Origin of the sequence: Lysobacter sp. TAB13, from assembly GCF_052113885.1 — a bacterium.
GTDB lineage: Bacteria > Pseudomonadota > Gammaproteobacteria > Xanthomonadales > Xanthomonadaceae > Lysobacter > Lysobacter gummosus.
Genome location: NZ_JBFRDR010000006.1, coordinates 253,936 through 274,623, shown reverse-complemented (window position 1 = coordinate 274,623; position 20,688 = coordinate 253,936). Strand labels below are relative to the sequence as shown.

Annotated in this window: 18 protein-coding genes and 1 pseudogene; 10 read left to right on the top strand and 9 right to left on the bottom strand. The window is 66.3% G+C overall.

What is annotated here, in order from left to right; all coding sequences use genetic code 11:
* Positions 1-77: 77 nt before the first annotated feature.
* The 3 genes from AB4Y92_RS10090 to AB4Y92_RS10080 are packed head-to-tail and all read right to left on the bottom strand — an operon-like array spanning position 78 to position 1,849.
* On the bottom strand, positions 78-962 hold the full coding sequence (locus AB4Y92_RS10090) for an ABC transporter ATP-binding protein (protein WP_441819508.1): 885 nt from the start codon (positions 960-962) through the stop codon (positions 78-80).
* Positions 959-1,351 (bottom strand): GntR family transcriptional regulator, encoded by a 393-nt coding sequence (locus AB4Y92_RS10085; RefSeq protein WP_215059955.1) that lies wholly within the window; start codon positions 1,349-1,351, stop codon positions 959-961. The genes AB4Y92_RS10090 and AB4Y92_RS10085 overlap by 4 nt, the downstream gene beginning before the upstream one ends.
* Positions 1,352-1,354: 3 nt before the next feature.
* The gene (locus AB4Y92_RS10080) at positions 1,355-1,849 is read right to left on the bottom strand and encodes a hypothetical protein (RefSeq protein ID WP_441819507.1); all 495 of its coding nucleotides are present in this window, start codon (positions 1,847-1,849) and stop codon (positions 1,355-1,357) included.
* Positions 1,850-2,029: 180 nt separating this feature from the next.
* On the opposite strand from AB4Y92_RS10080, the gene AB4Y92_RS10075 reads away from it, so the two are divergent.
* The 6 genes from AB4Y92_RS10075 (at position 2,030) to AB4Y92_RS10050 (ending at position 7,390) form a co-directional block, all read left to right on the top strand.
* Positions 2,030-2,668: a glutathione peroxidase gene (locus AB4Y92_RS10075; protein ID WP_441819506.1), complete on the top strand. Its 639-nt coding sequence runs from the start codon at positions 2,030-2,032 to the stop codon at positions 2,666-2,668.
* A 217-nt stretch (positions 2,669-2,885) separates the two neighbouring features.
* Positions 2,886-3,830: an FKBP-type peptidyl-prolyl cis-trans isomerase gene (locus tag AB4Y92_RS10070; protein ID WP_441819505.1), complete on the top strand. Its 945-nt coding sequence runs from the start codon at positions 2,886-2,888 to the stop codon at positions 3,828-3,830.
* Between the two features lie 136 nt (positions 3,831-3,966).
* Positions 3,967-4,797 (top strand): FKBP-type peptidyl-prolyl cis-trans isomerase, encoded by an 831-nt coding sequence (locus tag AB4Y92_RS10065; protein WP_441819504.1) that lies wholly within the window; start codon positions 3,967-3,969, stop codon positions 4,795-4,797.
* A gap of 164 nt (positions 4,798-4,961) precedes the next feature.
* The gene (locus AB4Y92_RS10060) at positions 4,962-6,308 is read left to right on the top strand and encodes a UDP-glucose dehydrogenase family protein (RefSeq protein ID WP_441819503.1); all 1,347 of its coding nucleotides are present in this window, start codon (positions 4,962-4,964) and stop codon (positions 6,306-6,308) included.
* A 45-nt stretch (positions 6,309-6,353) separates the two neighbouring features.
* Positions 6,354-6,587, top strand: coding sequence for a SlyX family protein (locus AB4Y92_RS10055; protein ID WP_251047346.1), 234 nt, complete (start codon positions 6,354-6,356; stop codon positions 6,585-6,587).
* Between the two features lie 14 nt (positions 6,588-6,601).
* Positions 6,602-7,390, top strand: a complete 789-nt coding sequence (locus AB4Y92_RS10050; RefSeq protein WP_441819502.1) for a DUF2058 family protein — start codon at positions 6,602-6,604, stop codon at positions 7,388-7,390.
* Between the two features lie 1,084 nt (positions 7,391-8,474).
* Here the strand turns inward: AB4Y92_RS10050 and AB4Y92_RS10045 are convergent.
* Positions 8,475-9,341 carry an alpha/beta fold hydrolase gene (locus AB4Y92_RS10045; protein ID WP_441819501.1) on the bottom strand — a complete coding sequence of 289 codons (867 nt, stop codon included), beginning with the start codon at positions 9,339-9,341 and terminating at the stop codon, positions 8,475-8,477.
* 134 nt (positions 9,342-9,475) lie between these two features.
* Positions 9,476-10,264, bottom strand: a complete 789-nt coding sequence (locus tag AB4Y92_RS10040; protein WP_441819500.1) for an SDR family NAD(P)-dependent oxidoreductase — start codon at positions 10,262-10,264, stop codon at positions 9,476-9,478.
* 108 nt (positions 10,265-10,372) lie between these two features.
* On the opposite strand from AB4Y92_RS10040, the gene AB4Y92_RS10035 reads away from it, so the two are divergent.
* From AB4Y92_RS10035 to AB4Y92_RS10025, 3 genes are all read left to right on the top strand, one after another.
* Positions 10,373-10,963: a TetR/AcrR family transcriptional regulator gene (locus tag AB4Y92_RS10035; RefSeq protein WP_441819499.1), complete on the top strand. Its 591-nt coding sequence runs from the start codon at positions 10,373-10,375 to the stop codon at positions 10,961-10,963.
* A 194-nt stretch (positions 10,964-11,157) separates the two neighbouring features.
* On the top strand, positions 11,158-11,964 hold the full coding sequence (locus tag AB4Y92_RS10030) for a right-handed parallel beta-helix repeat-containing protein (protein WP_441819498.1): 807 nt from the start codon (positions 11,158-11,160) through the stop codon (positions 11,962-11,964).
* A gap of 155 nt (positions 11,965-12,119) precedes the next feature.
* Complete coding sequence (locus AB4Y92_RS10025; RefSeq protein ID WP_441819497.1) at positions 12,120-12,971, top strand: hypothetical protein; 852 nt, start codon at positions 12,120-12,122, stop codon at positions 12,969-12,971.
* 144 nt (positions 12,972-13,115) lie between these two features.
* Here AB4Y92_RS10025 and AB4Y92_RS10020 read toward each other — a convergent pair whose 3' ends face one another.
* The 4 genes and pseudogenes from AB4Y92_RS10020 to AB4Y92_RS10005 form a co-directional block, all read right to left on the bottom strand.
* A complete protein-coding gene (locus AB4Y92_RS10020) occupies positions 13,116-13,838 on the bottom strand; it encodes a hypothetical protein (RefSeq protein WP_441819496.1) in 723 nt (240 codons plus the stop codon).
* Positions 13,839-13,955: 117 nt separating this feature from the next.
* Positions 13,956-16,709, bottom strand: coding sequence for a methionine synthase (gene metH / locus AB4Y92_RS10015; protein WP_441819495.1), 2,754 nt, complete (start codon positions 16,707-16,709; stop codon positions 13,956-13,958).
* A gap of 148 nt (positions 16,710-16,857) precedes the next feature.
* Positions 16,858-17,985, bottom strand: a complete 1,128-nt coding sequence (locus AB4Y92_RS10010) for a homocysteine S-methyltransferase family protein (RefSeq protein WP_441819494.1) — start codon at positions 17,983-17,985, stop codon at positions 16,858-16,860.
* 43 nt (positions 17,986-18,028) lie between these two features.
* Positions 18,029-18,958, bottom strand: a pseudogene (locus AB4Y92_RS10005) (ArsR/SmtB family transcription factor); the annotation flags it as partial.
* A gap of 437 nt (positions 18,959-19,395) precedes the next feature.
* Here AB4Y92_RS10005 and AB4Y92_RS10000 point away from each other — a divergent pair.
* Entirely contained in the window at positions 19,396-20,556 is a 1,161-nt protein-coding gene (locus AB4Y92_RS10000; protein WP_441819493.1) for an acyl-CoA dehydrogenase family protein, read from the top strand.
* The last annotated feature ends 132 nt before the right edge of the window (positions 20,557-20,688 follow it).

Genomic DNA, 20,688 nt, shown 5'->3' with positions numbered 1-20,688 from the left:
CTTGAAGATTTGCTGCGGCGGGAAGGCGGCCACTGCGCGCGGTGCGGCCGGGGTGGTCAGGTCTTGGGCGGCGGCATTCATGCGTAGGTCCCCTTCATGGTGGCGACGAACAGGTCGGCCAGGCCCGGCGTGCGGGTTTCGCCCAGGCCGGTGAGCTGGGCGGCGTTGACGCCGTCGAACAGCATCACCGTCTTGCCGAAGGGCAGGGCGCGTTCGTCCAGCGGTCCCAGGCTGCGCGCGTGCTCGGCCTTGTCGTGGTCGATCAGCACTTCGGTGAAGCGCTCGCCGAGGTTTTCCATCGGGCAGTCCAGGACGATCTTGCCGTCGCGGATGAACATGACGTCGGTGAGGATGTGTTCGATCTCCTCGACCTGGTGGGTGGTGATGACGATGGTCTTGTTCTCGTCGAAGTAATCCTCCAGCAGGCGCTGGTAGAACTGCTTGCGATACAGGATGTCCAAGCCCAGGGTCGGTTCGTCCAGCACCAGCAGGCGCGCGTCGATGGCCATCACCAGGGCCAGGTGCAGTTGCACGATCATGCCCTTGGACATTTCGCGAACGCGCAGGTCCGGCTTGAGCAATGTGCCGTGCAGGAAGCGCTCGCACTTGGCGCGGTCGAAGCGCGGATGCACGCCGGCGACGAAGTCGATCGCCTCGCGCACCTTCAGCCAGCGCGGCAGCACCGCGACGTCGGCGATGAAGCACACATCGCGCATCAGTTCGTCGCGCTGGGTGCGCGGATCGCGGCCCAGCACCGACAGTTCGCCGTCGAACGCGATCAGGCCCAGGATGGCCTTGAGCGCGGTGGTCTTGCCGGCGCCGTTGGGGCCGATCAGGCCGACGATGCGGCCGGCGGGGATGTCGAAGGTGGTGTCGTTGAGCGCGAGCTTGTTGCGGTACGCCTTGCGCAAGCCGCGCGCGGTGACGATGTGGCCCGGATCGATATGGATGGCATTGGTCATGGTGCGTCCGCCTTGTGGTTGCCGGCGTTGTCGGCCGCCGCGCCGCCGAGCAGTTCCTGCGCGCTCAGGCCCAGTCGGGTGATGCGCTCGATGACCAGCGGCCATTCTTCGCGCAAGAAGCGTTCGCGCTCGTTGATGAGCAGTTTCCTTGCGGCTTCTTCGGTCACGTACATGCCCAGGCCTCGGCGTTTTTCGACCAGCGACTCGTCGGCCAACTCCTGGTAGGCGCGCGAGACGGTGATGGGGTTGAGTTGGTATTCGGCTGCGACCTGCCGCACGGAGGGCAGGGCATCGCCGGGCTTGAGCACGCCGTCGAGCATCATCGCGACGACGCGCTCCTTGAGCTGGCGATAGATCGGAGCGCCGTCGCTCCATTGGATTGCGGTCATGGCTCAGCCCCGCGTCAGGAAGGAGAAATAGGGCATAACGAGATTGCTTCGGTTGCGGCGCGAGGCGGTCCCGGCTTTGCGCTTGGGTTCGGTGCGTGCCGGCTCCGCGGCTGCAATGGGTTCGATGGCGTTGGCCATCGCACTGAGATCGGCGACATCGCCGGCGAGCACGCCGGCGAATTGCGCCAGTTCGCTGGCGCTGGCCGCGTTTTCGAGACGGGCGGCGCTGGCTTCGATCCTGCGGGCCGCGCCGCTGACGTCGCCGGAGCGCCTGCGGGCGCGTTCGAGGAAGCCGCGGTCGAAACTGATACGGGCCTTGACCGCGCCCAGATCGACTTCGATCGGGCGGGTGGCCGGCATGTCGCCGGCGAACTGGGCCAGGCCCTGCGCCGGCGTGGCGACCGGGCCGGGCAGCGGAAGCATGATCACCAGGCCCAGGACCAGGGCGCCGCCGGCGGCCATCAGGGCCGATATGGAGTTGTGCAGCTTGCGGTTCATGGGGACGTCCTGCTCGTTAGTGGGCCGGTGTTGTATGCAACTATAACACCTAAACACGCCGAGTCAACCGGCGCGGACCCAACTGAAGACATAGGCGTCATACTTGGGCCCAGCCTCGTCCCACGCGGCCCTCGCCCTGCGGCGACGGCCCCTCCCACCGTCCATCCGAGCCCGCCCCCGATGACTTTCCTGTCTCAATCGAGTCCGCGCCGCGCCCGCGCCGCCGGTTCCGTACTGCTGCTGTCCCTGGCCCTGTCCGCCGGCGTCGCCGCCGCGGCCGGCACCGGTCTGCTCGACCGCAGCTTCCGTCCGCTGGCCGGCAAGGTGCCGGTCGATCTGGCCAAGGCCTACGGCGGCGACGTCGTGCTGGTGGTCAACACCGCGAGCAAATGCGGCTTCACCCCGCAGTTCGAAGCCCTGGAAGGCCTGCACGCCAAGTACAAGGCGAAGGGCTTCGCCGTGCTCGGCTTCCCCTCGGGCGACTTCAAGGCGCAGGAATTCGAGGACGAGAAACAGATCCAGGAGTTCTGCACGCTGACCTACGGCGTGAAGTTCCCGATGTTCGAGAAAGTGCACGTGATCGGCGATCAGGCCACGCCGCTGTACAAGGACCTGACCAAGGTCTCCGGCGAAGCGCCGAAGTGGAATTTCCACAAGTATCTGATCGGCCGCGACGGCAAGTTGATCGCCAGCTACGGCAGCAAAGTCACTCCGGACGATCCGGCGGTGGTCGCGGCGATCGAGCGCGCGCTGGCCGCGCCCTCGGCCAAGGCGGCCAAGCCCGCCGGCAAGACGGCCGCGGCGGCGGCCGGCAAATAAGCCGCGGCTGCGAAATCCAGGCCGATCGCGCGCGGATTTGCGCGCGCGGTCCGGTTTCGCGGCGGCGCCCGCGGACCGGCTGCGGAACTTCGCCGCTTGTCCGCCGTCACACTGGAACATTGCCGCATCAGGCTGGGCCCGCGACAATGCCGGGCTGGCGCCGGATCGCGGCGCACACATTACGTAATCAGGACAAGCAACCAGGAGCTGGACCCCGATGAAGGCTTTCGTGCGCGGCGCTGCCGTGTTGATCACCACCGCAGCGCTGTTCGGCGGCGCCGCTTCTGCTCAGGACAAGACCGTGCTCGCCAACGACCGAGAAAAAATCAGCTACGCCATCGGCATGGACGTGGCGTCCTCGCTCAAGCCGGTCGGTCCGGACCTGGATGCGGCCGCGTTCGAACGCGCGGTCAAGAACGTATTCGACGGCGGCAAGCCGCTGATCACCCAGGACGAGGCGCGCACCGTCGACACCGCCCTGCGCGCGCGCATCGCCTCGCGCGAAGGCAAGCCCGCCGCCGGCGCCGCGCCGGGCGCTACGCCGCCGGCGGTGGACAAGAGCAAGGTCGGCCTGCTGATCGGCACCTTCATGGTCGGCCCGGCGCTGCAGCAGATCAAAGGCGAAATCGAACTGCCGATCCTGGTGCAGGCCGTGCGCACTTCGCTCGGCGGCGGCAAGACCCTGCTGGCCGACGGCGACGCGCGCACTGTGCTTACCAACTTCAGCGAGAAGATGCAGGCCAAGATCAAGGCCGAAGCCGCCGCCGCCGGGGACAAGAACCTGCAGCAGGGCGTCGCCTTCCTGGCCGAGAACAAAAAGGTCAAGGGCGTGTTCGTGACCGGTTCGGGCCTGCAGTACATGATCCTGCGCCAAGGCTCGGGCGAGCGTCCCAAGCCGACCGACAAGGTCAGCGTGAACTACAAGGGCACGCTGCTCGACGGCAAGACCTTCGACAGTTCCTACGATCGCGGCCAGCCCGCCGAATTCCCGGTCAACGGCGTGATCCAGGGCTGGCAGGAAGGCCTGGCGATGATGCCGGTCGGCAGCAAGTTCAAGTTCTGGATTCCGGCCGAGCTGGCCTACGGCCCCAACGGCGCGCCGCCGAGCATCGGCCCCAACGCGACGTTGACCTTCGAAGTCGAGTTGCTCGACATCCTGTGATTGCGCTCCGCGTGCGGCGACGCATGCGGCCGTAGCGTAGCGTTCGACCGCCGGCCGGCAGCGTGTTGCCCGCCGGCCCGGTTTCCCACCTATCCGGTTATCAGTCTCCTAGGAGTGCAGTTTGATGAAGCCTTTCATGCGTAACACCGCCCTCGCGTTCGCCGTGGCCTCGATGGCGTTGTTCGCCTCCGGTTGCGACAAGACCGGCAAGCCGGCCGGCGACAAGGCCGCCGAGGCCAAGCCCGGCGACAAGGCGGCCGACGGCAAGGAGGTCAAGGTGCTCGGCGGCATGAAGACCGAAAAAGAGCAGGAAAGCTATCTGATCGGCTCGGACATGGGCCGTTCGCTGGAACTGCTGAAAGACGATCTGGACATGGCCGTGCTGCAGAAGGCCATGCAGGCCAACATGAAGGGCGACAAGTCGCTGCTGACCGATGAGGAAGCGCAGCAGATCCGCCAGCGCCTGCAGGAAAAGGTGCGCAACAAGCAGGTCGAGAAGATGGTCGCGATGGCCAAGAAGAACCAGGAAGACGGCGTCAAGTTCCTGGCCGACAACGGCAAGAAGGCCGGCGTGGTGACCACCGCTTCGGGCCTGCAGTACCAGATCCTGACCGAAGGCAAGGGCGTCAAGCCCAAGGTCACCGACACCGTGCGCGTGCATTACAAGGGTACGCTGCTCGACGGCAAGACCTTCGACAGCTCCTACGATCGCAACGAACCGGCGGTGTTCCCGCTCGGCGCGGTGGTCCCGGGCTGGCAGGAAGGCATCGCGCTGATGCCGGTCGGCAGCAAGTTCAAGCTGTGGATCCCGAGCAAGCTCGGCTACGGCGAGCAAGGCACCCCGGGCGGCCCGATCGGCCCGAACGCGACCTTGGTGTTCGACGTCGAGCTGCTGGACATCGTCAAGCCCGACGCTCCGGTCGGCGGCCCGGGTTCGGCGGCCATGGGCACCGGTCCGAAGCACTGATCGATTGAGGAATAAGGCGGGAGTGGCGTAGCGGTACCCAGGCGCAGGGCAGGGGCTGCAGTTTCCGTCGCGATTGATACGCGACGCGGCTACAGTCTTCACATCCGGCGTTCGCGGTCCGCGCGCCACTCCCGTTTTCGTTTCCACCTGAAAGAGAACAACGAATGCGCGTCACCATCTTCGGCACCGGTTACGTGGGCCTGGTTACCGGCACCTGCCTGGCCGATGTCGGTCACGACGTGGTCTGCGTCGATATCGACCAGGCCAAGGTCGAGGGCCTCAACCGCGGCGTGATCCCGATCTACGAGCCCGGCCTTGAACCGATGGTCAAGGCCAACCACGCCGCCGGCCGTCTGCACTTCACCACCGACGCCGCCGCCGGCATCGTCCACGGCGATCTGATCTTCATCGCCGTCGGCACGCCGCCCGATGAGGACGGCAGCGCCGACCTGCGTTACGTGCTCGCGGTGGCTTCGACCATCGGCCGGCACATCGAGCGCCCGGTGGTGGTGGTCAACAAGTCCACCGTGCCGGTCGGCACGGCCGACAAGGTCCAGGCGACCATCGCGCGCGAGCTGGAAAACCGCGGCGTGCAAGTCGCCTTCGACGTCGCCTCCAATCCCGAATTCCTCAAGGAAGGCGATGCGGTCAACGACTGCATGCGTCCGGACCGCATCGTGATCGGCGCGTCCAATCAGGTCGCGGTGGAAAAGCTCAAGCGCCTGTATGCGCCGTTCAACCGCAATCACGAACGCATCGTGGTGATGGACCTGCGTTCGGCGGAACTGACCAAGTACGCGGCCAACGCCATGCTCGCGACCAAGATCAGTTTCATGAACGAGATCGCCAACATCGCGGAGAAAGTCGGCGCCGACGTGGAGATGGTCCGCCACGGCATCGGTTCGGACCCGCGCATCGGCTGGCACTTCATCTATCCCGGCGCCGGTTACGGCGGCTCGTGTTTTCCCAAGGACGTGCAGGCGCTGTCGCGCACGGCGCAGCAGCACGGCTACAACGCGCGGCTGCTCGACGCGGTGGAAGAGGTCAACGACAGCCAGAAGGGCCATCTGTTCGAACTGATCCAGCGCCATTACGGCGGCGACATCCGCGGCAAGACCTTCGCGGTGTGGGGATTGGCGTTCAAGCCCAACACCGACGACATGCGCGAAGCGCCCAGCCGCAAGCTGCTCGCGCAGCTGTGGGCCGCCGGCGCGCGCGTGCGCGCCTACGACCCGGAAGCCGGCGAGGAAGCGCAGCGCATCTTCGGCGAGCGCGAAGACCTGGCGCTGTGCGATTCGGCGCGCGCCGCGCTGGCCGATGCCGACGCGCTGGTGGTGGTGACCGAGTGGAAGCAATTCCGCAGCCCGGATTTCATCCGCGTCCGCCAGGCGCTGGCCGACGGCGTGATCTTCGACGGACGCAACCTGTACCATCCCGACGAAGTCGAAGCCGCGGACCTGGCCTATTACGGCATCGGTCGCGGCCGCTCGATCCTGATCGACGGCGCCTGAGCCGTCGTTCGGATTTCACCCCGTAGCCCCACCGGATTGATTGTTTTGGCCGATACCGAACTCCAGCAGCGTCTGATCGACCTGGAAACGCGCGTGGCGTTCCAGGAGCACGCGCTGAGCGAACTCAGCGACGCGCTCGCCGCCGCGCGCAGCGAAGAGGCGCGCAATTCGTTGCTGCTGTTTCGCGCGCTCGAAGAGATCAAACACATGCGCGCCGCCTTGGCGACGAGCCCGCTGACCGGCGAAGCCGCCAGCGAACCACCCCCGCCGCATTACTGATCCGACGACGAGCAATGAGCGACACTCTCCGCGACCAATTGCTGGGTCTGGGCTTCAAGCCCGCGCCCAAGCCCGAACGTACCGAGCGCAAGCCCGACGACCGCCGAGGCGGCAAGCCCGGCGCCGGCCGCGGCGACGGCAAACCGCAGCATCGCGCCGACGGCGCCAACCGCGGCGACGCGCGCAAGCCCGGCGAGCAACGCTCCGGCCGTCCTGCGCCCGCGTCCGGCGAACCGCGCCCAAATCCGAATCCGAATCGCCCCGCGCATACACGTCCCGGGCAGAAACCCGGCGACGCCCCGCGCGGCGGCAAGCCGGGACAGGGCCGTCCGCCGCGTCCGGGCCAGGGGCCGGGGCAGGGCAAGCCGCGCTCGCGCGAAGACATCGATCTGGCCAAGGCTTATGCGATCCGCGCTCAGCGCGAGAAAGACGAGCGCATCGCCGCCGAGCAGGCCAAGCAGGAAGAGGCGCGTTTGCGCCGCGAAGCGCGCGCCAAGCTGGCCGAGTTGCTCAAGGATCAGGGGCTCAATGTCGCCGATGCCGAGATCGCGCGGCATTTCCCTTACGGCGGCAAGATCAAGCGGGTTTACGTCACGCCCGATCAGCTCAAGCAGCTCAATGCGGGCGAGCTGGGCGTGGTCCAGCTTGAAGGCCGTTATGTGCTGGTGACCGCGGCGATGCTCGATCAGGCCGAAGCGGTGTTCGCGCCGGCGGTGGCTTTGCGGGTCGATCCGAATGCGACCGCGGAAGAGGATCCTTACGCCGATCCGCAATATCAGGTGCCGGACGATCTGGTCTGGTAAGTCCTGACTGGCGGTTGTCAGTACCGCTGTTGTTGCTGCTGTTGCTGTTGCTGTTGCTGTTGCTGTTGCCAGGATTTTGCTTCGGCATCGGCTTCGCTTTTGCTTAGGCTTCGCTCCGGCTTTGCTTTAGCCGTTGCCCGGCGGCGCTAGTAACTCGCGAGACCAGGGACACCCGGAGGGCGGCGCACATGGACGTGCGCCGGGTCCCGCCGTGGGCAGGATGCCCACTGCGGGACCTGCCTGCGCAAGCACCGCACTCGTGGCTTTTGACTCGAAACAGCCCAAAGCCTTTTCTTTGGTTACTTTCTTTGTGGCTTTGGACAAAGAAAGTGACCCGCCGCTTCATGGCGGAAGCGTTTAGCGTTTGATCTTGCTTGAGGCTTTTGATGTTGCTTGAGGCTTCCGATCTTGTTTGAAGCTTCTGATCTTGCTTGAGGCTTCTAAGGGCCCAACATCTCTGATCGAAACAACCAGCCCTGCGCACTCCCTCCTTCCGTCATTCCCGCGAAGGCGGGCTCCGCTTTACTTCGGCGTAGCCGAACATCCAGTGCCTTTCGTGCGAGAGCGCTTGAAGTCGCTGGATTCCCGCCTTCGCGGGAATGACGAGCAAAAAGGCAGGAGCCTCAAGCGAGAGCAAGAGCAAGAGCAAGATCAAACGCCTAAAGCTTCCGCCATGGAGCGGCGGGTCACTTTCTTTGTCCAAAGCGACAAAGAAAGTAACCAAAGAAAACGCTTTGGCTGTTTCGAGTCAAAAGCCACGAGTGCGATGCCGATGCAGGCAGGTGCCACATTGGGCATCCTGCCCAAGGTGGCACCCGGCGCACGTCCATGTGCGCCGCCCTCCGGGTGTCCTTCGGTCTCGCGAGTTACAAGCGGCGCCCAGCAACGGCAAAAGCAAAGCCGAAGCCGAAGCCGAAGCACAGCAAAGCGAAACCGAGGCAAGTCAAAATCTCGGCAACGGCGAAATCGATTGCAGATTTCGCCGGAATGACAGGCGTGAAAGATCGACTCCCATCGGAGCGATGGAATCGGAAGTCGGCTTCTGTCGAAATGACGCAATAGCGCAGATCAGAAACCCACGATCTCAGGCCCTCACAGCCGTAGCCAGCGAAGCCTCCGCGACTTCCAAATCTTCACTCGGCGCGATCGTATCGATCATCGCCTCGATCGCCCGCGCCGTTTCCATCGGACGCTCCATCGGAAACAGATGCCCGCCCTCGATCCAGGCCCAGCGTTCGCCGACCAAGCGCCGCGTCGCGGCGGTGCCGGCGTTGCGCAGTTCTCGCGAATGCGTGCCTGCGAGAAAACCGACCGGAACCCGCAGCTTCGACGACAATCCGCTCAAAGTCGTAGTCGGCAGACTGCGATAAATCCGGTATTCGATTTCACGCTCGAACGCCAGTTCGCGCGCGCCGTCGTCGTCGGCGCGGGTGCCGTGTTCGACGTAGTCGTTCAACACCCGCGCATCCCAACGCGCGAACGCCGGCTTGGCCAGGAAATGCGCGCGCACCGCGGCGCGGTCGGGCCAGTGCTTGCGCCGCTGCAGGGTCGCGCGCGTCGGCATCACCAGATTGTCCAGGCCGGTGCGGCGGCCGATCGAGACCAGATGCGCGCGCCAGCCGGCGATCAGCGGCGAGTCGAGCATGATCACCCCGGCCAGGCGCGAGGCGATCGCCGAATCGGCCAGGCGGTGCGCGGCCAGCAGGCTCAGGTAGCCACCGAGCGAATGCCCGACCAGCCAGATCCGGCGCGCGTTGCCGGCGGCCGCCTCGACCCGCGCCGCCAGCTCATCGACCAGATGCGGCCAGTTCAAGGTCACCGGATAACGCGGGTCGTGGCCGATCCGCTCCGGCCGCACGACGCGGTAGCGCGCGGCCAGCGCATCGAGCATCACGCTGTAAACCGGCGCGGGAAAACCGTTGGCATGGGAGAACAGCAGAAGATCAGGCATGCGGGCCGCGTCTGGGGAGAGGGCGGCGGCCGGGAACGGCCGCCGACACGATGACGGGCAAGAACATACCATTGCGTACTGTCCGGCGATAGGACGCCGGACGCGGCGGCCGTCGAAAATCCGGCCGGCCGGACTCAGGCGGCGGCGCGGTAACGCGGCGCGGGCTGGGATTGCATGAAATTCGGCAGCATCGCCGTGCGCGCGGCTTCGAAGGCGTCCCACTGGCCGGCGTCGTGCAGGGGCGGGATCGTCACCGGCTCGCGGCGGTCGTAACCGGCCAGGGCGGCATCGACCAGATCATCGACTTCCATCACCGCCGGCAAAGCGTCGATGTCCTTGCCCGAGCGCTCCCAGATCTCGGTGCGCGTCGCCGACGGCAGCACCGCCTGCACGTACACGCCCTTGGGGCCGAGTTCGAGCTGCAGACCCTGGCTGAGGAACAGTACGAAGGCCTTGGTCGCGCCGTACACGGTCATGCCCAGCTCCGGCGCCAAGCCGACCACCGAGCCGACGTTGACGATGGCGCCGCGGCCGGCGGCGGCGAAACGCGGGGCGACCGCGGCGCTCAGCCGGGCCAGGGCGGTGATGTTGAGGCCGATCAGCTGCGCGACCTGATCCGGAGACTGGTCGAGGAAGCCGCCGGCCCCGGCGGCGCCGGCGTTGTTGATCAGCACGCCGATGCGCTCGTCGTTGTGCAGCAAGGCTTCGAGCCGGGCCAGGGCGACCGGATCGTTGAGATCCGTGGGGACCACATCGACGGCGACGCCGTAATCCTGGCGCAGGCGCGCGGCCAGGGCGTTCAGGCGGGTCAAATCGCGGGCAGCCAGGATCAGATCGTGGCCGCGACGGGCGAAGCGGTCGGCATAGACGGCGCCGATGCCGGTGGAGGCGCCGGTGATCAAAACGGAGGGAAGTGCGCTCACGGGGAAAACCTCGGGATGGGGGAGGGGTTTATTCATGATGATTATCATGTATGAGTTATCATGATGATCGTCATGTAAGATGTCAAGCACCCGGAAGGAGGGCGTTCCATGAAAGTCAGCCGCGAGCAAGTCAGCGAAAACCGCCGTCGGATCCTCGATGCGGCCGGACGCCTGTTCCGCGCCCGCGGCTTCGACGCGGTCACCGTGTCCGAGGTGATGAAGGCCGCCGGCCTGACTCACGGCGCCTTCTACGGCCATTTCCAGTCCAAGGACGACTTGATCGCCCAGACCCTGACCCACGTGCTGACCCATACCCGCACCGGCGACGATCCGGCCGCGTTCCTCGACGGCTATCTGTCGCCCGACCACTGCGCCGATCTGGCCGGCGGCTGCGCCACCGCCGGGCTGGGCGCGGACACCATCCGCCAGTCGCCGTCGGCGCGCACCGCGATGACCGCCGGCCTGCGCGAGCAGTTGCGGCGCATGACCGCGCGCATTCCCGGCGCGGACGAGGACGAGCGCCGCCGCCAGGCGATCGGGCAGTGGTCGGCGATGGTCGGCGCGCTGATCCTGGCGCGCCTGAGCGACGATCCGGCGCTGTCGCAGGAAGTGCTCGGCCAGACCCGGGCGTGGATCGCCGGGATGCAGGCGGCCGGGACGGCGCCTGGCGAAGCGGCGGATTCGACCGCCGCGGGTTGAACCGCACGGTCTCGCCGCGCATGCGGCGTCGCCGTTCGCGAAGGCGAGGGCATCGCACACAAAAAAACAGTCGTCATCGCCATGGCTGAGATCGCTTATGGCTACTATCCAGGCTCGCAAGGATTCGCGATGCCGGAACGATCGCGGCCTGCCGTGTCTTCATGGATATCCACACAGAGAGGGAACTCATGCGCATGCTTCCGTTTGCGGGCCTGGCACTGTCCGGCCTGTTCTTCAGCCACTCCGCGCTTGCCGCCTGCGACACCGTGCTGGCGCCGGACGCGCGCTATATCGAGGCGCCGGGCTCGTACTGCCTCAACGCCGATCGCGCCCGCCAGATCGTCATCTCCGCCGACAACGTCGAACTCGACTGCCGCGGCCGTACCGTTTCGCTGCCGGCCGATCAGGTCGAAAACCATGGCGTGCACGTGCGCCGCGGCAACAACGTGATCATCCGCAACTGCCGGCTCGAACATTGGCCGGTCGCGCTGCAGGTCGAAGAATTCTCGAACGTGCAGATCCTCAACAACACCATCGTCGAACCGGCCGGCATGGCGATCAACGTATTCGGCGGCGACCGCCCCGAAGGCGACGGCCTGCGCGTGATCGGCAACCGCACGATCTATTACGACGCGGTCAACAGTTCCGATGACGCCATCGCGATCTGGCATTCGCCGCGGCCGGTGCTGACCAACAACGTCGTGGTCGGCTTCCAGGGCCGCGCCTCGATCCGTCTGGAGCGTTCGCCCGATGCGCAGCTCACCGGCAACCAGTTGCTGGATCTGCATGAGGGCGGCGCCACCTCCATCTTGTTGAACGAGTCGCCGCGCGCGCAATTGGTCCACAACACGATCATGCTGCGCCACGGCGTGAACGCACGCGCGGTGCAAGGCGCAATCGATGCGACCTGCATCGAGAACGTCTTCATCAACACCGTGTATTCGGGCTTGGAGAGCTGCGCGGTGCGGCGCTACAACGTCGAGCGCATCAACAACGATTGAGGCGAACGCGCGGCATCACTTCGCAGCGCGAGGACGCATCCATCGCAGCCGCTGATACGCGTTCACCGCATACTTTCGAGCGCGGCATCGGACGCCCGGCGTTCGCTTCGCACGGCCGATACGCGCGAAACATCCCACCAACGAAAAGGAATTCCATGCGACTGATCCCTATTGCAGGCCTGGCACTGACCGGCCTGATGCTGAGCGCCAACGCACTGGCCTGCGACACCATTCTCGAGCCGACGCGGGTGGCGATCAACGGCCCGGGCAAGTACTGCCTGAGCGCCAACCGCAGCCTGCCGATCGAAATTTTCGGCTCCGATGTCGAACTCGATTGCCGCAGCCGCACCCTGACCAATCCCGCGGTCAACGGCGGCCCCGGCGGCGGCGCGCCGTACGGTATCCGGGTCAACCCCGGCACCAAGGTGACGGTGCGCAACTGCCGCGTGGACGGTTTCCCGATCGGCATCGACATGGCCGCGCAGTCCGGCGGCCAGCTGTTGAACAACACCGTCCTGCGCGCGCAGGACACGCCGATCATGTTCCACGGTCAGGGCAATAACGGCGATCCGCTGGCCGAGCCCAACCGCATCGTCGGCAATCGCATCGTCGGTTACGTCAACAACGGCAGCCAGCCGCCCAACTGGGGTCCGGCCATGCGTTTGATCGGACTCAGCCGCGGCGTGATCAGCAGCAACGTGATCGCCGGTTACAGCGGCCAGACCGGTCTGGAGCTGATGGAGTCGCCGGACGCGCAGCTGATCAGCAACCAGTTCCTGGATTTCCACGCGGTCAACCGCATGATTCGTCTGGAACAGTCGCCGCGCGTGCGCGTGGTGCACAACACCATCATGTCGCGCGAGCCGAACGTGGCGCAGGGCATCAGCGGCGCGACCGACGCCACCTGCATCGAGAACGTGTTCATCAACACCCAGCGCTCGGGCTTCTCCGAGTGCGCGGTCACCCGCTACAACGTCGAACAGCCGGCGCCGCCGCAAGGCCCGTAAGCGGTTCGGACCCGGTCTCGGGTCGTCCGCGCTCCGCCGGCGGTGTCACCGCCGGCGGAGTTTTTGTTTGCGGATCGGCGATGCCGGATCGGAGCCGAGGCGGCAAGACATGCCTCGGCCGAGTGCTACCCGTTCAACCGCCGCTCAATCGAGCGCGGCATCGATCCACTGCAGCGAGCGATGGCCCAGTTCGCGCACGGTCGACACGCCCAGGTCGCGGATGATGCGATGGGTGCTGTGCGGCAGCGGCGATTCGTCGATGTCGTGCGGGGCGATGTTCTTGCCGGGCACGCCGGGCAGGAATTCGATGCCGCCGGCGGCGTAGCAATGCTGCACCAACGCCGAGCAATACAGCGCGCCTTCCTTGGCCAGCAGATTGCTGCGCTTGCGCAGACGGCGGCTGTGCATGGCCATCAAGGTGCCGACCAACTCGCTGATCGAATAGCTGGACAGCCCCGACAGCAGGTCGAGCCCGGCGATCTGGATCTTGCGCAGCTGTTCGTCGTTCAGGCCGAAATCGAGGATGGCGATGTTCGGAAACGCTTCGGCATCGTAATAGCGCTCGACGCGGTTTTCCTGCACGCCCAGGCGGATCTGCTTGTAGCGCATGTCCAGGTCGGACTCGATCACCCACCAGTGGCCGTCGATGCGCCGCTCGCTGAACAAGAACGCGTGCGACCACAGGCTGCGGTGGCCGTCCACGGTCAGCGGCGACTGCGCTTTGCGGATCAGCTTGTTGATGAAGTCGCGGCCGCCGCACAGGCCGATGCGGCCGGGGCCGGCGTGCTTCTCGATGAAGACGGCATTGCCGCGCGGGTCCGAGGATGCTTCGTCGTCGATGTCTTCGGGCAGGAGAATGTCGCTCATCCGTGCAACTCTCGTATCGGTCCGGTGGATCGGCAATGGCTTCAGGCCGGCGTACGCGCAGCGACCGGCGAGGGCTGGGGATCGAGCCGCGCGGGCTGGGCGGCCCGCGTCGGCGCGTCAATCCGGATCGTAATCCAGATTCGACGCCAGCCAGCGTTCGGCCTGGATCACGCTGACGCCCTTACGGCGGGCGTAGTCCTCGACCTGTTCCTTGTTGACCCGGCCGACCACGAAATACTGGCTGCCCGGATGGCTGAAGTAATAGCCCGAGACCGCCGCGGCCGGGTACATGGCGAAGCTCTCGGTCAGCTCCAGGCTGGTGTGGCGGGTGGCGTCCAGCATCTGGAACAGCGTGGCCTTCTCGCTGTGCTCCGGGCAGGCCGGGTAGCCCGGGGCCGGGCGGATGCCGCGGTAGCCTTCGTCGATCAGCGCTTCGTTGTCCAGGGTCTCGTCGCTGCCGTAGCCCCAGAACTCCTTGCGCACGCGCTGGTGCAGGCGCTCGGCCAGGGCCTCGGCGAGGCGGTCGGCCAGCGCCTTGACCATGATCGAGTTGTAGTCGTCGTGATCGGCCTCGAAACGCGCCACGTGCGGCTCGATGCCGATGCCGGCGGTGACGGCGAAGCCGCCGATCCAGTCCTGGCGGCCGGACTCCTTCGGCGCGATGAAATCGGCGAGGCAGAAGTCGGGGCGGTCGGCCGGCTTGTCGGCTTGCTGGCGCAGGAAGTGCAAGGTTCGGGAATGGGGGGTCGAGAATCGGGAATCGGAAGAAGCCTCGGCGGCCTGAGCCGATTCCCGATTCTCTATTCCCGATTCCCAGACCACGACATCGTCGCCCACCGCATTCGCCGGCCACAGCCCGAACACCGCCTTGGCCCGGATCCACTTCTCCTCGACCAGCTGCTTGAGCATCTTGCGCGCGTCGCGGTACAGCTCGGTGGCCTGCTTGCCGACGATTTCGTCGCTCAGGATCGCCGGATAGCGCCCGGCCAGTTCCCAAGTGTTGAAGAACGGCGTCCAGTCGATGTACTCCACCAGCTCAGCCAGCGGGTAGTCGTCGAACACGTGCAGGCCCGGATGCTTCGGCGCCGGCGGAACGTAATCGTCCCAGCCGCCGTCGAAACGCTGGCCGCGCGCTTTCTCCAGCGACACCAGGCGCTTGCCGTCGCCGCGGTTCTTGTGGCGCTCGCGGATCTCCGCGTAGTCCGAAGCGTTGGCGGCGACGAAAGGCTCGCGCAGCTCGATGGAGATCAGCGACTGCGCCACGCCGACCGCGCGCGAGGCGTCCTTGACCCAGACCGTCGGCGATTTGTAATGCGGGTCGATCTTCAGCGCGGTGTGCGCGCGCGAGGTGGTCGCGCCGCCGATCAGCAGCGGCATGGTGAAGCCCTGGCGCTGCATTTCGCGGGCGACGTGGCTCATTTCCTCCAGCGACGGCGTGATCAGGCCGGACAGGCCGATCAGGTCGGCCTTCTCCTCGCGGGCGCGGTCCAGAATGGTCTGCGCCGGCACCATCACGCCCAGGTCGACCACGTCGAAGTTGTTGCAGGCCAGGACCACGCCGACGATGTTCTTGCCGATGTCGTGCACGTCGCCCTTGACGGTCGCCATGATGATCTTGCCGTTGGACTTGCCGACATCGCCGGTGCGCAGCTTCTCGGCTTCGATGTAGGGCAGCAGGTAGGCCACGGCCTTCTTCATCACCCGCGCCGACTTGACCACCTGCGGCAGGAACATCTTGCCGGCGCCGAACAGGTCGCCGACCACGTTCATGCCCGACATCAGCGGGCCTTCGATCACGTCCAGCGGGCGCGTGGATTCGGCGCGCGCCGCTTCAGTGTCTTCCTCGATCCACTGGTCGATGCCGTAGACCAGCGCATGGCTGAGGCGGTCGCGCACCGGCTTGTCGCGCCAGCGCAGGTCTTCGACCTTCTTCTCGCCTTTCTTGCCCTTGAAGCGATCGGCGATTTCCAGCAAACGCTCGGTGCCGTCGGCGCGGCGGTTGAGCACCACGTCCTCGACCCGTTCGCGCAGGTCCGGGTCCAGATCGTCGTACAGCGGCAGGCCGCCGGCGTTGACGATGCCCATGTCCATGCCGGCCTTGATCGCGTAGTACAAAAACACCACGTGGATCGCCTGGCGCACCAGTTCGTTGCCGCGGAACGAGAACGAGACGTTGGATACGCCGCCGGAGATATGGCTGTACGGAAAGCGCCGCTTGAGCTCGCGCGTGGCCTCGATGAAATCGACCGCGTAGTTGTTGTGTTCTTCGATGCCGGTGGCGATGGCGAACACGTTCGGGTCGAAGATGATGTCTTCCGGCGGAAAGCCGATTTCTTCCGTCAGCAGCTTGTATGCGCGCGAACAGATATCGACCTTGCGATCGATGGTGTCGGCCTGACCGACCTCGTCGAAGGCCATCACCACCACCGCCGCGCCGTAGCGCCGCACCAGCCGTGCCTGGCGCAGGAACTCGGCTTCGCCTTCCTTCATCGAGATCGAGTTGACGATGCCCTTGCCCTGCAGGCATTTCAGGCCGGCCTCGATCACCGTCCACTTGGAGCTGTCGACCATCACCGGAATGCGGGCGATGTCGGGCTCGGCCGCGATCAGGTTGAGGTAGGTGACCATGGCCAGCTCGGAATCGAGCATGCCCTCGTCCATGTTGACGTCGAGCACCTGCGCGCCGTTCTCGACCTGTTGGCGCGCCACGACGATGGCTTCGTCGTAGCGGCTTTCCATGATCAGTTTCTTGAACTGCGCGCTGCCGGTGACGTTGGTGCGCTCGCCGACGTTGACGAAGTTGCTTTCCGGCGTGATCTGCAGCGGTTCGAGACCGCTCAGGCGGGTTTGGCGGGGAAGGGTTGCGGTCATTGCTTCAAGGGTGTCTGAATTTGTTTTTGCTCGTCATTCCCGCGAACGCGGGAATCCAGCGACTTTCGTGCGGGTGCGGTCAAAGCCACTGGATTCCCGCGTTCGCGGGAATGACGGCAGGAAGGTGGCGCGGGCGGCGAGGGAAAACTCACGCCGCCGCATCGACCAACTGCAACGGCCGCCGCGGCTCCACGCCTTCGACCACCGCGGCGATCGCGGCAATGTGCGCCGGCGTGGTGCCGCAGCAACCGCCGACCAGATTCAGCAGACCGGCGCGGGCGAATTCGCCCAGCACCGCGGCCATGTCTTCCGGGGTCTCGTCGTAGCCGCCGAAGGCGTTGGGCAGGCCGGCGTTGGGATGGGTGCTGATGTTGGCGTCGGCGATCTGCGCCAGCACGTCGATGTGCACGCGCAGGTCCTTGGCGCCGAGCGCGCAGTTCAGGCCGATCGCGACGGGCTGGTTGTGCCGCACCGAATACCAGAACGCTTCCGCCGTCTGCCCCGACAGGGTGCGGCCGGAGGCGTCGGTGATGGTGCCGGAGATCATCACCGGCAACCGCGCGCCGCGCGCATCGAAGGCTTCCTCGATCGCGAACAGCGCGGCCTTGGCGTTGAGCGTGTCGAAGATGGTCTCGACCATGATCACGTCGGCGCCGCCGTCGATCAGGCCGTCGGTGGCTTCGCGGTAAGCGATGCGCAATTCGTCGAAGGTGATCGCGCGGTAGCCGGGGCGGTTGACGTCCGGGCTCAGCGATGCGGTGCGGCTGGTCGGGCCGAGCACGCCGATCACATAGCGCGGCTTGTGCTTGCCGGCGGCGGCATCGCGCGCTTCGGCCTCGTCGCAGGCCTTGCGCGCCAGCCGCGCGCCTTCCAGGTTCAACTCGCGCGCCAGATGCTCCAGGCCGTAGTCGCTCAGCGAGATCGTGGTCGAGTTGAAGGTATTGGTCTCGATCAGGTCGGCGCCGGCGGCCAGGTACTGGGCGTGGATGTCGCCGATGATGTCCGGCCGGGTCAGGGTCAGCAGGTCGTTGTTGCCGCGCTGGTCGCGCTCGCAGCCGCAGCCTTCGCCGTGGGCGTGCTCGCCGCCGTGCTCATCGCGCGGCGCGTACAGGCGGTCGTAGCCCTGCGCGAAGCGCTCGCCGCGGTAGTCGGCCTCGGCCAGCTCATGCTGCTGGATCATCGTGCCCATCGCCCCGTCCATGATCAGGATGCGCTGGGCCAGTCCGGTTTCCAGCGCCAGGGCGCGTTCGGGGTTGATCCACGGAAGTCGGTTCATTGATCGGTCCTCACTTCTTGCCGGGCTTGCGCACCGGCTCGCCGCCGGGCTTGCGCGCCATCAGCGCGATCACTTCGAAATGCGGCGGGCGGCGCTCGCGGGTCACGGTCTGGCAGCTGACGATGTCGAAGCCGGCCTTGGTGGCGAACTTCTGCAGGTCTTTCTCGGCGAAGCCCAGGTTGACGTGGCCGAAGGCTTCGACCGCGCCGCGGTGTTCGTGCTTGGCCAGGCTGGTGACCAGCACGCGGCCGCCCGGGCGCAGCACGCGCCCGGCTTCGGCCACGGCCTGGGCCGGGTGTTCGGCGTAGGTCAGCGCGTGCATCAGCACGACCAGGTCGAAGGTCTCGTCGTCGAACGGCAGCGCATGCATGTCGCCTTCGCGCACTTCCACGTTCTTGAGCTTGCGCAGGCGCTCGGAAGCGGCGGCCACGACCTTGGTACTGGCGTCCAGGCAGATGTAGCGGTGCGAGTGCGGCGCCAGCAGCTCGGCCAGCACGCCGTCGCCGGAGGCGATGTCGAGCACGTCGCCGGGCTGCAGCAGCGGCAGCGCCGAACGCGCCAGCGCTTCCCAGGTGCGGCCGGGCGAGTAGTGGCGTTCCATGTCGCCGGCGACCGAGTCGGCCCAGTTCTGGTCGGAGGCGCGCATCGCCAGCACCGCGGTCACGCGTTCGCCGTCCTGGCGCAGCAGCGGATCGTCGCTGCCGGTGCTCAGCGTCTGCCACAGGGCACGCTGGGCGTGGTCGAGCGCGCCTTCGTCGAAGCGGTAATACGCCGACACGCCGGCGCGGCGATCGCGCACCAGTCCGGCTTCCTTGAGCTTGGACAGGTGCGTGGACACCCGCGGCTGGGCCAGGCGGGTGATCGCCGACAGCTCGGCCACGGTCAGCTCCTCGCGCTCGAGCAGGGCCAGCAGACGCACGCGGGTGGCGTCGGCGAACACTTTCAGACGGGACGACCAGCCTTCGAGATCCATGAGAGATACGCAACTCGGTTGAAAGAGACGAGACCAGGAGCGGGGACTTGGAACTTGAACCGCGACGAATCGGGCAAGGCCCAGGCTTCAACTGCTCTCCGGCTTGCGAACGCTGCCTTTCATCAACGTATCGCGATATAGCGATAAGTGTGGTGGCGAAGGGCCCTCAGGTCAAGTCGTGCGGCGGCGCAGCAAGTCAGAACGCGGACTGAAAGCGGGCGGGCGTAACGCCAGATCGGGGCAGTCCGATGGGTGGGGTTATTGCGCGCGCGCGGCTACAATTCGCGTTCGCGGCTCGCTCAACGGGCCGCGGCCCCTGAAACGGGCCGATGTGCAACGGGCAGGAGGTACCGCGTCGGCGCCATGGCGGCGACAGCGCGGCGCCGCCGGTTCGCCAGCGCTCACCGCCTGCAATCACCACATGAAGAGGTGTCGACGTGGATTTTGGCTTTACCGAAGAGCAGTTGATGATCCAGGACGTGGCGCGCCGTATCGCCCAGGAAAAGATTGCTCCCAGCGCCGAGCACCACGATCACACCGGCGAATTCCCCCTGGCGAACATCCGCACCCTCGGCGAGAACGGCCTGATGGGCATCGAAGTGCCGGCCGAATACGGCGGCGCGGGCATGGACCCGATCTCCTACGTGCTGGCGATGGTCGAAATCGCCGCCGGCGACGCCGCCCACTCGACCATCGTGTCGGTCAACAATTCGCTGTTCTGCAACGGCATTCTCAAGTTCGGCACCGAGGCGCAGAAGCAGCTGTACGTGCGCGCCATCGCCGAGGGCCGTGAAATCGGCGCCTTCGCCCTGACCGAGCCGCAGTCGGGCTCCGACGCCACGGCCATGCGCTGCAAGGCGGTCAAGCAGGCCGACGGCAGCTTCGTCATCAACGGCAAGAAGAGCTGGATCACCTCCGGCCCGGTGGCCAAGTACATCGTGCTGTTCGCGATGACCGACCCGGACAAGGGCGCGCGCGGCATCACCGCCTTCATGATCGACACCGCCAAGCCCGGTTTCCACCGCGGCAAGACCGAGCCCAAGCTCGGCATCCGCGCTTCGGCCACGTGCGAAATCGAGTTCGAGGACTATGTCGCCTCGGCCGACGAGGTGCTGGGCGAGGAAGGCCACGGTTTCAAGATCGCCATGGGCGTGCTCGACGCCGGCCGCATCGGCATCGCCAGCCAAGCCATCGGCATCGCCCGCGCCGCTTACGAGGCCACGCTGGCCTACGTGCGCGAGCGCAAGGCCTTCGGCCAGCCGATCGGCGCGTTCCAGATGACCCAGGCCAAGATCGCCGACATGAAGTGCAAGCTCGACGCAGCCTTGCTGCTGACCTTGCGCGCGGCCTGGACCAAGGGCCAGACCGAGAAGCACGGCGGCCGTTTCAGCAACGAGGCCGCCATCGCCAAGCTCACCGCGTCGGAGGCGGCGATGTGGATCGCCCATCAGGCCGTGCAGATTCACGGCGGCATGGGCTATTCCAAGGAAATGCCGCTGGAGCGGTACTTCCGCGACGCCAAGATCACGGAAATCTACGAAGGCACCAGCGAGATCCAGCGTCTGGTCATCGCCCGCAACGAAACCGGTCTGCGCTGAACACGCCGACTGAGCCGAGTCGATCAGCCTCTCGATGAAACGCTCCGCTTCATCCTGGCCCGGCCATCGCTGCGACAACGGCGGGCCGGGCTCGCAAGTCCAGGCGCGCGTCCAGGCCGCTGCCGCGACGGC

Excerpts from the sequence above, each read along its gene's own strand:
- AB4Y92_RS10090 (WP_441819508.1), bottom strand. The coding sequence starts at position 962 with ATGACCAATGCCATCCATATCGATCCGGGCCACATCGTCACCGCGCGC.
- AB4Y92_RS10085 (WP_215059955.1), bottom strand. The coding sequence starts at position 1,351 with ATGACCGCAATCCAATGGAGCGACGGCGCTCCGATCTATCGCCAGCTC.
- AB4Y92_RS10080 (WP_441819507.1), bottom strand. The coding sequence starts at position 1,849 with ATGAACCGCAAGCTGCACAACTCCATATCGGCCCTGATGGCCGCCGGC.
- AB4Y92_RS10075 (WP_441819506.1), top strand. The coding sequence starts at position 2,030 with ATGACTTTCCTGTCTCAATCGAGTCCGCGCCGCGCCCGCGCCGCCGGT.
- AB4Y92_RS10070 (WP_441819505.1), top strand. The coding sequence starts at position 2,886 with ATGAAGGCTTTCGTGCGCGGCGCTGCCGTGTTGATCACCACCGCAGCG.
- AB4Y92_RS10065 (WP_441819504.1), top strand. The coding sequence starts at position 3,967 with ATGCGTAACACCGCCCTCGCGTTCGCCGTGGCCTCGATGGCGTTGTTC.
- AB4Y92_RS10060 (WP_441819503.1), top strand. The coding sequence starts at position 4,962 with ATGCGCGTCACCATCTTCGGCACCGGTTACGTGGGCCTGGTTACCGGC.
- AB4Y92_RS10050 (WP_441819502.1), top strand. The coding sequence starts at position 6,602 with ATGAGCGACACTCTCCGCGACCAATTGCTGGGTCTGGGCTTCAAGCCC.
- AB4Y92_RS10045 (WP_441819501.1), bottom strand. The coding sequence starts at position 9,341 with ATGCCTGATCTTCTGCTGTTCTCCCATGCCAACGGTTTTCCCGCGCCG.
- AB4Y92_RS10035 (WP_441819499.1), top strand. The coding sequence starts at position 10,373 with ATGAAAGTCAGCCGCGAGCAAGTCAGCGAAAACCGCCGTCGGATCCTC.
- AB4Y92_RS10030 (WP_441819498.1), top strand. The coding sequence starts at position 11,158 with ATGCTTCCGTTTGCGGGCCTGGCACTGTCCGGCCTGTTCTTCAGCCAC.
- AB4Y92_RS10025 (WP_441819497.1), top strand. The coding sequence starts at position 12,120 with ATGCGACTGATCCCTATTGCAGGCCTGGCACTGACCGGCCTGATGCTG.
- AB4Y92_RS10020 (WP_441819496.1), bottom strand. The coding sequence starts at position 13,838 with ATGAGCGACATTCTCCTGCCCGAAGACATCGACGACGAAGCATCCTCG.
- metH (WP_441819495.1), bottom strand. The coding sequence starts at position 16,709 with ATGACCGCAACCCTTCCCCGCCAAACCCGCCTGAGCGGTCTCGAACCG.
- AB4Y92_RS10010 (WP_441819494.1), bottom strand. The coding sequence starts at position 17,985 with ATGAACCGACTTCCGTGGATCAACCCCGAACGCGCCCTGGCGCTGGAA.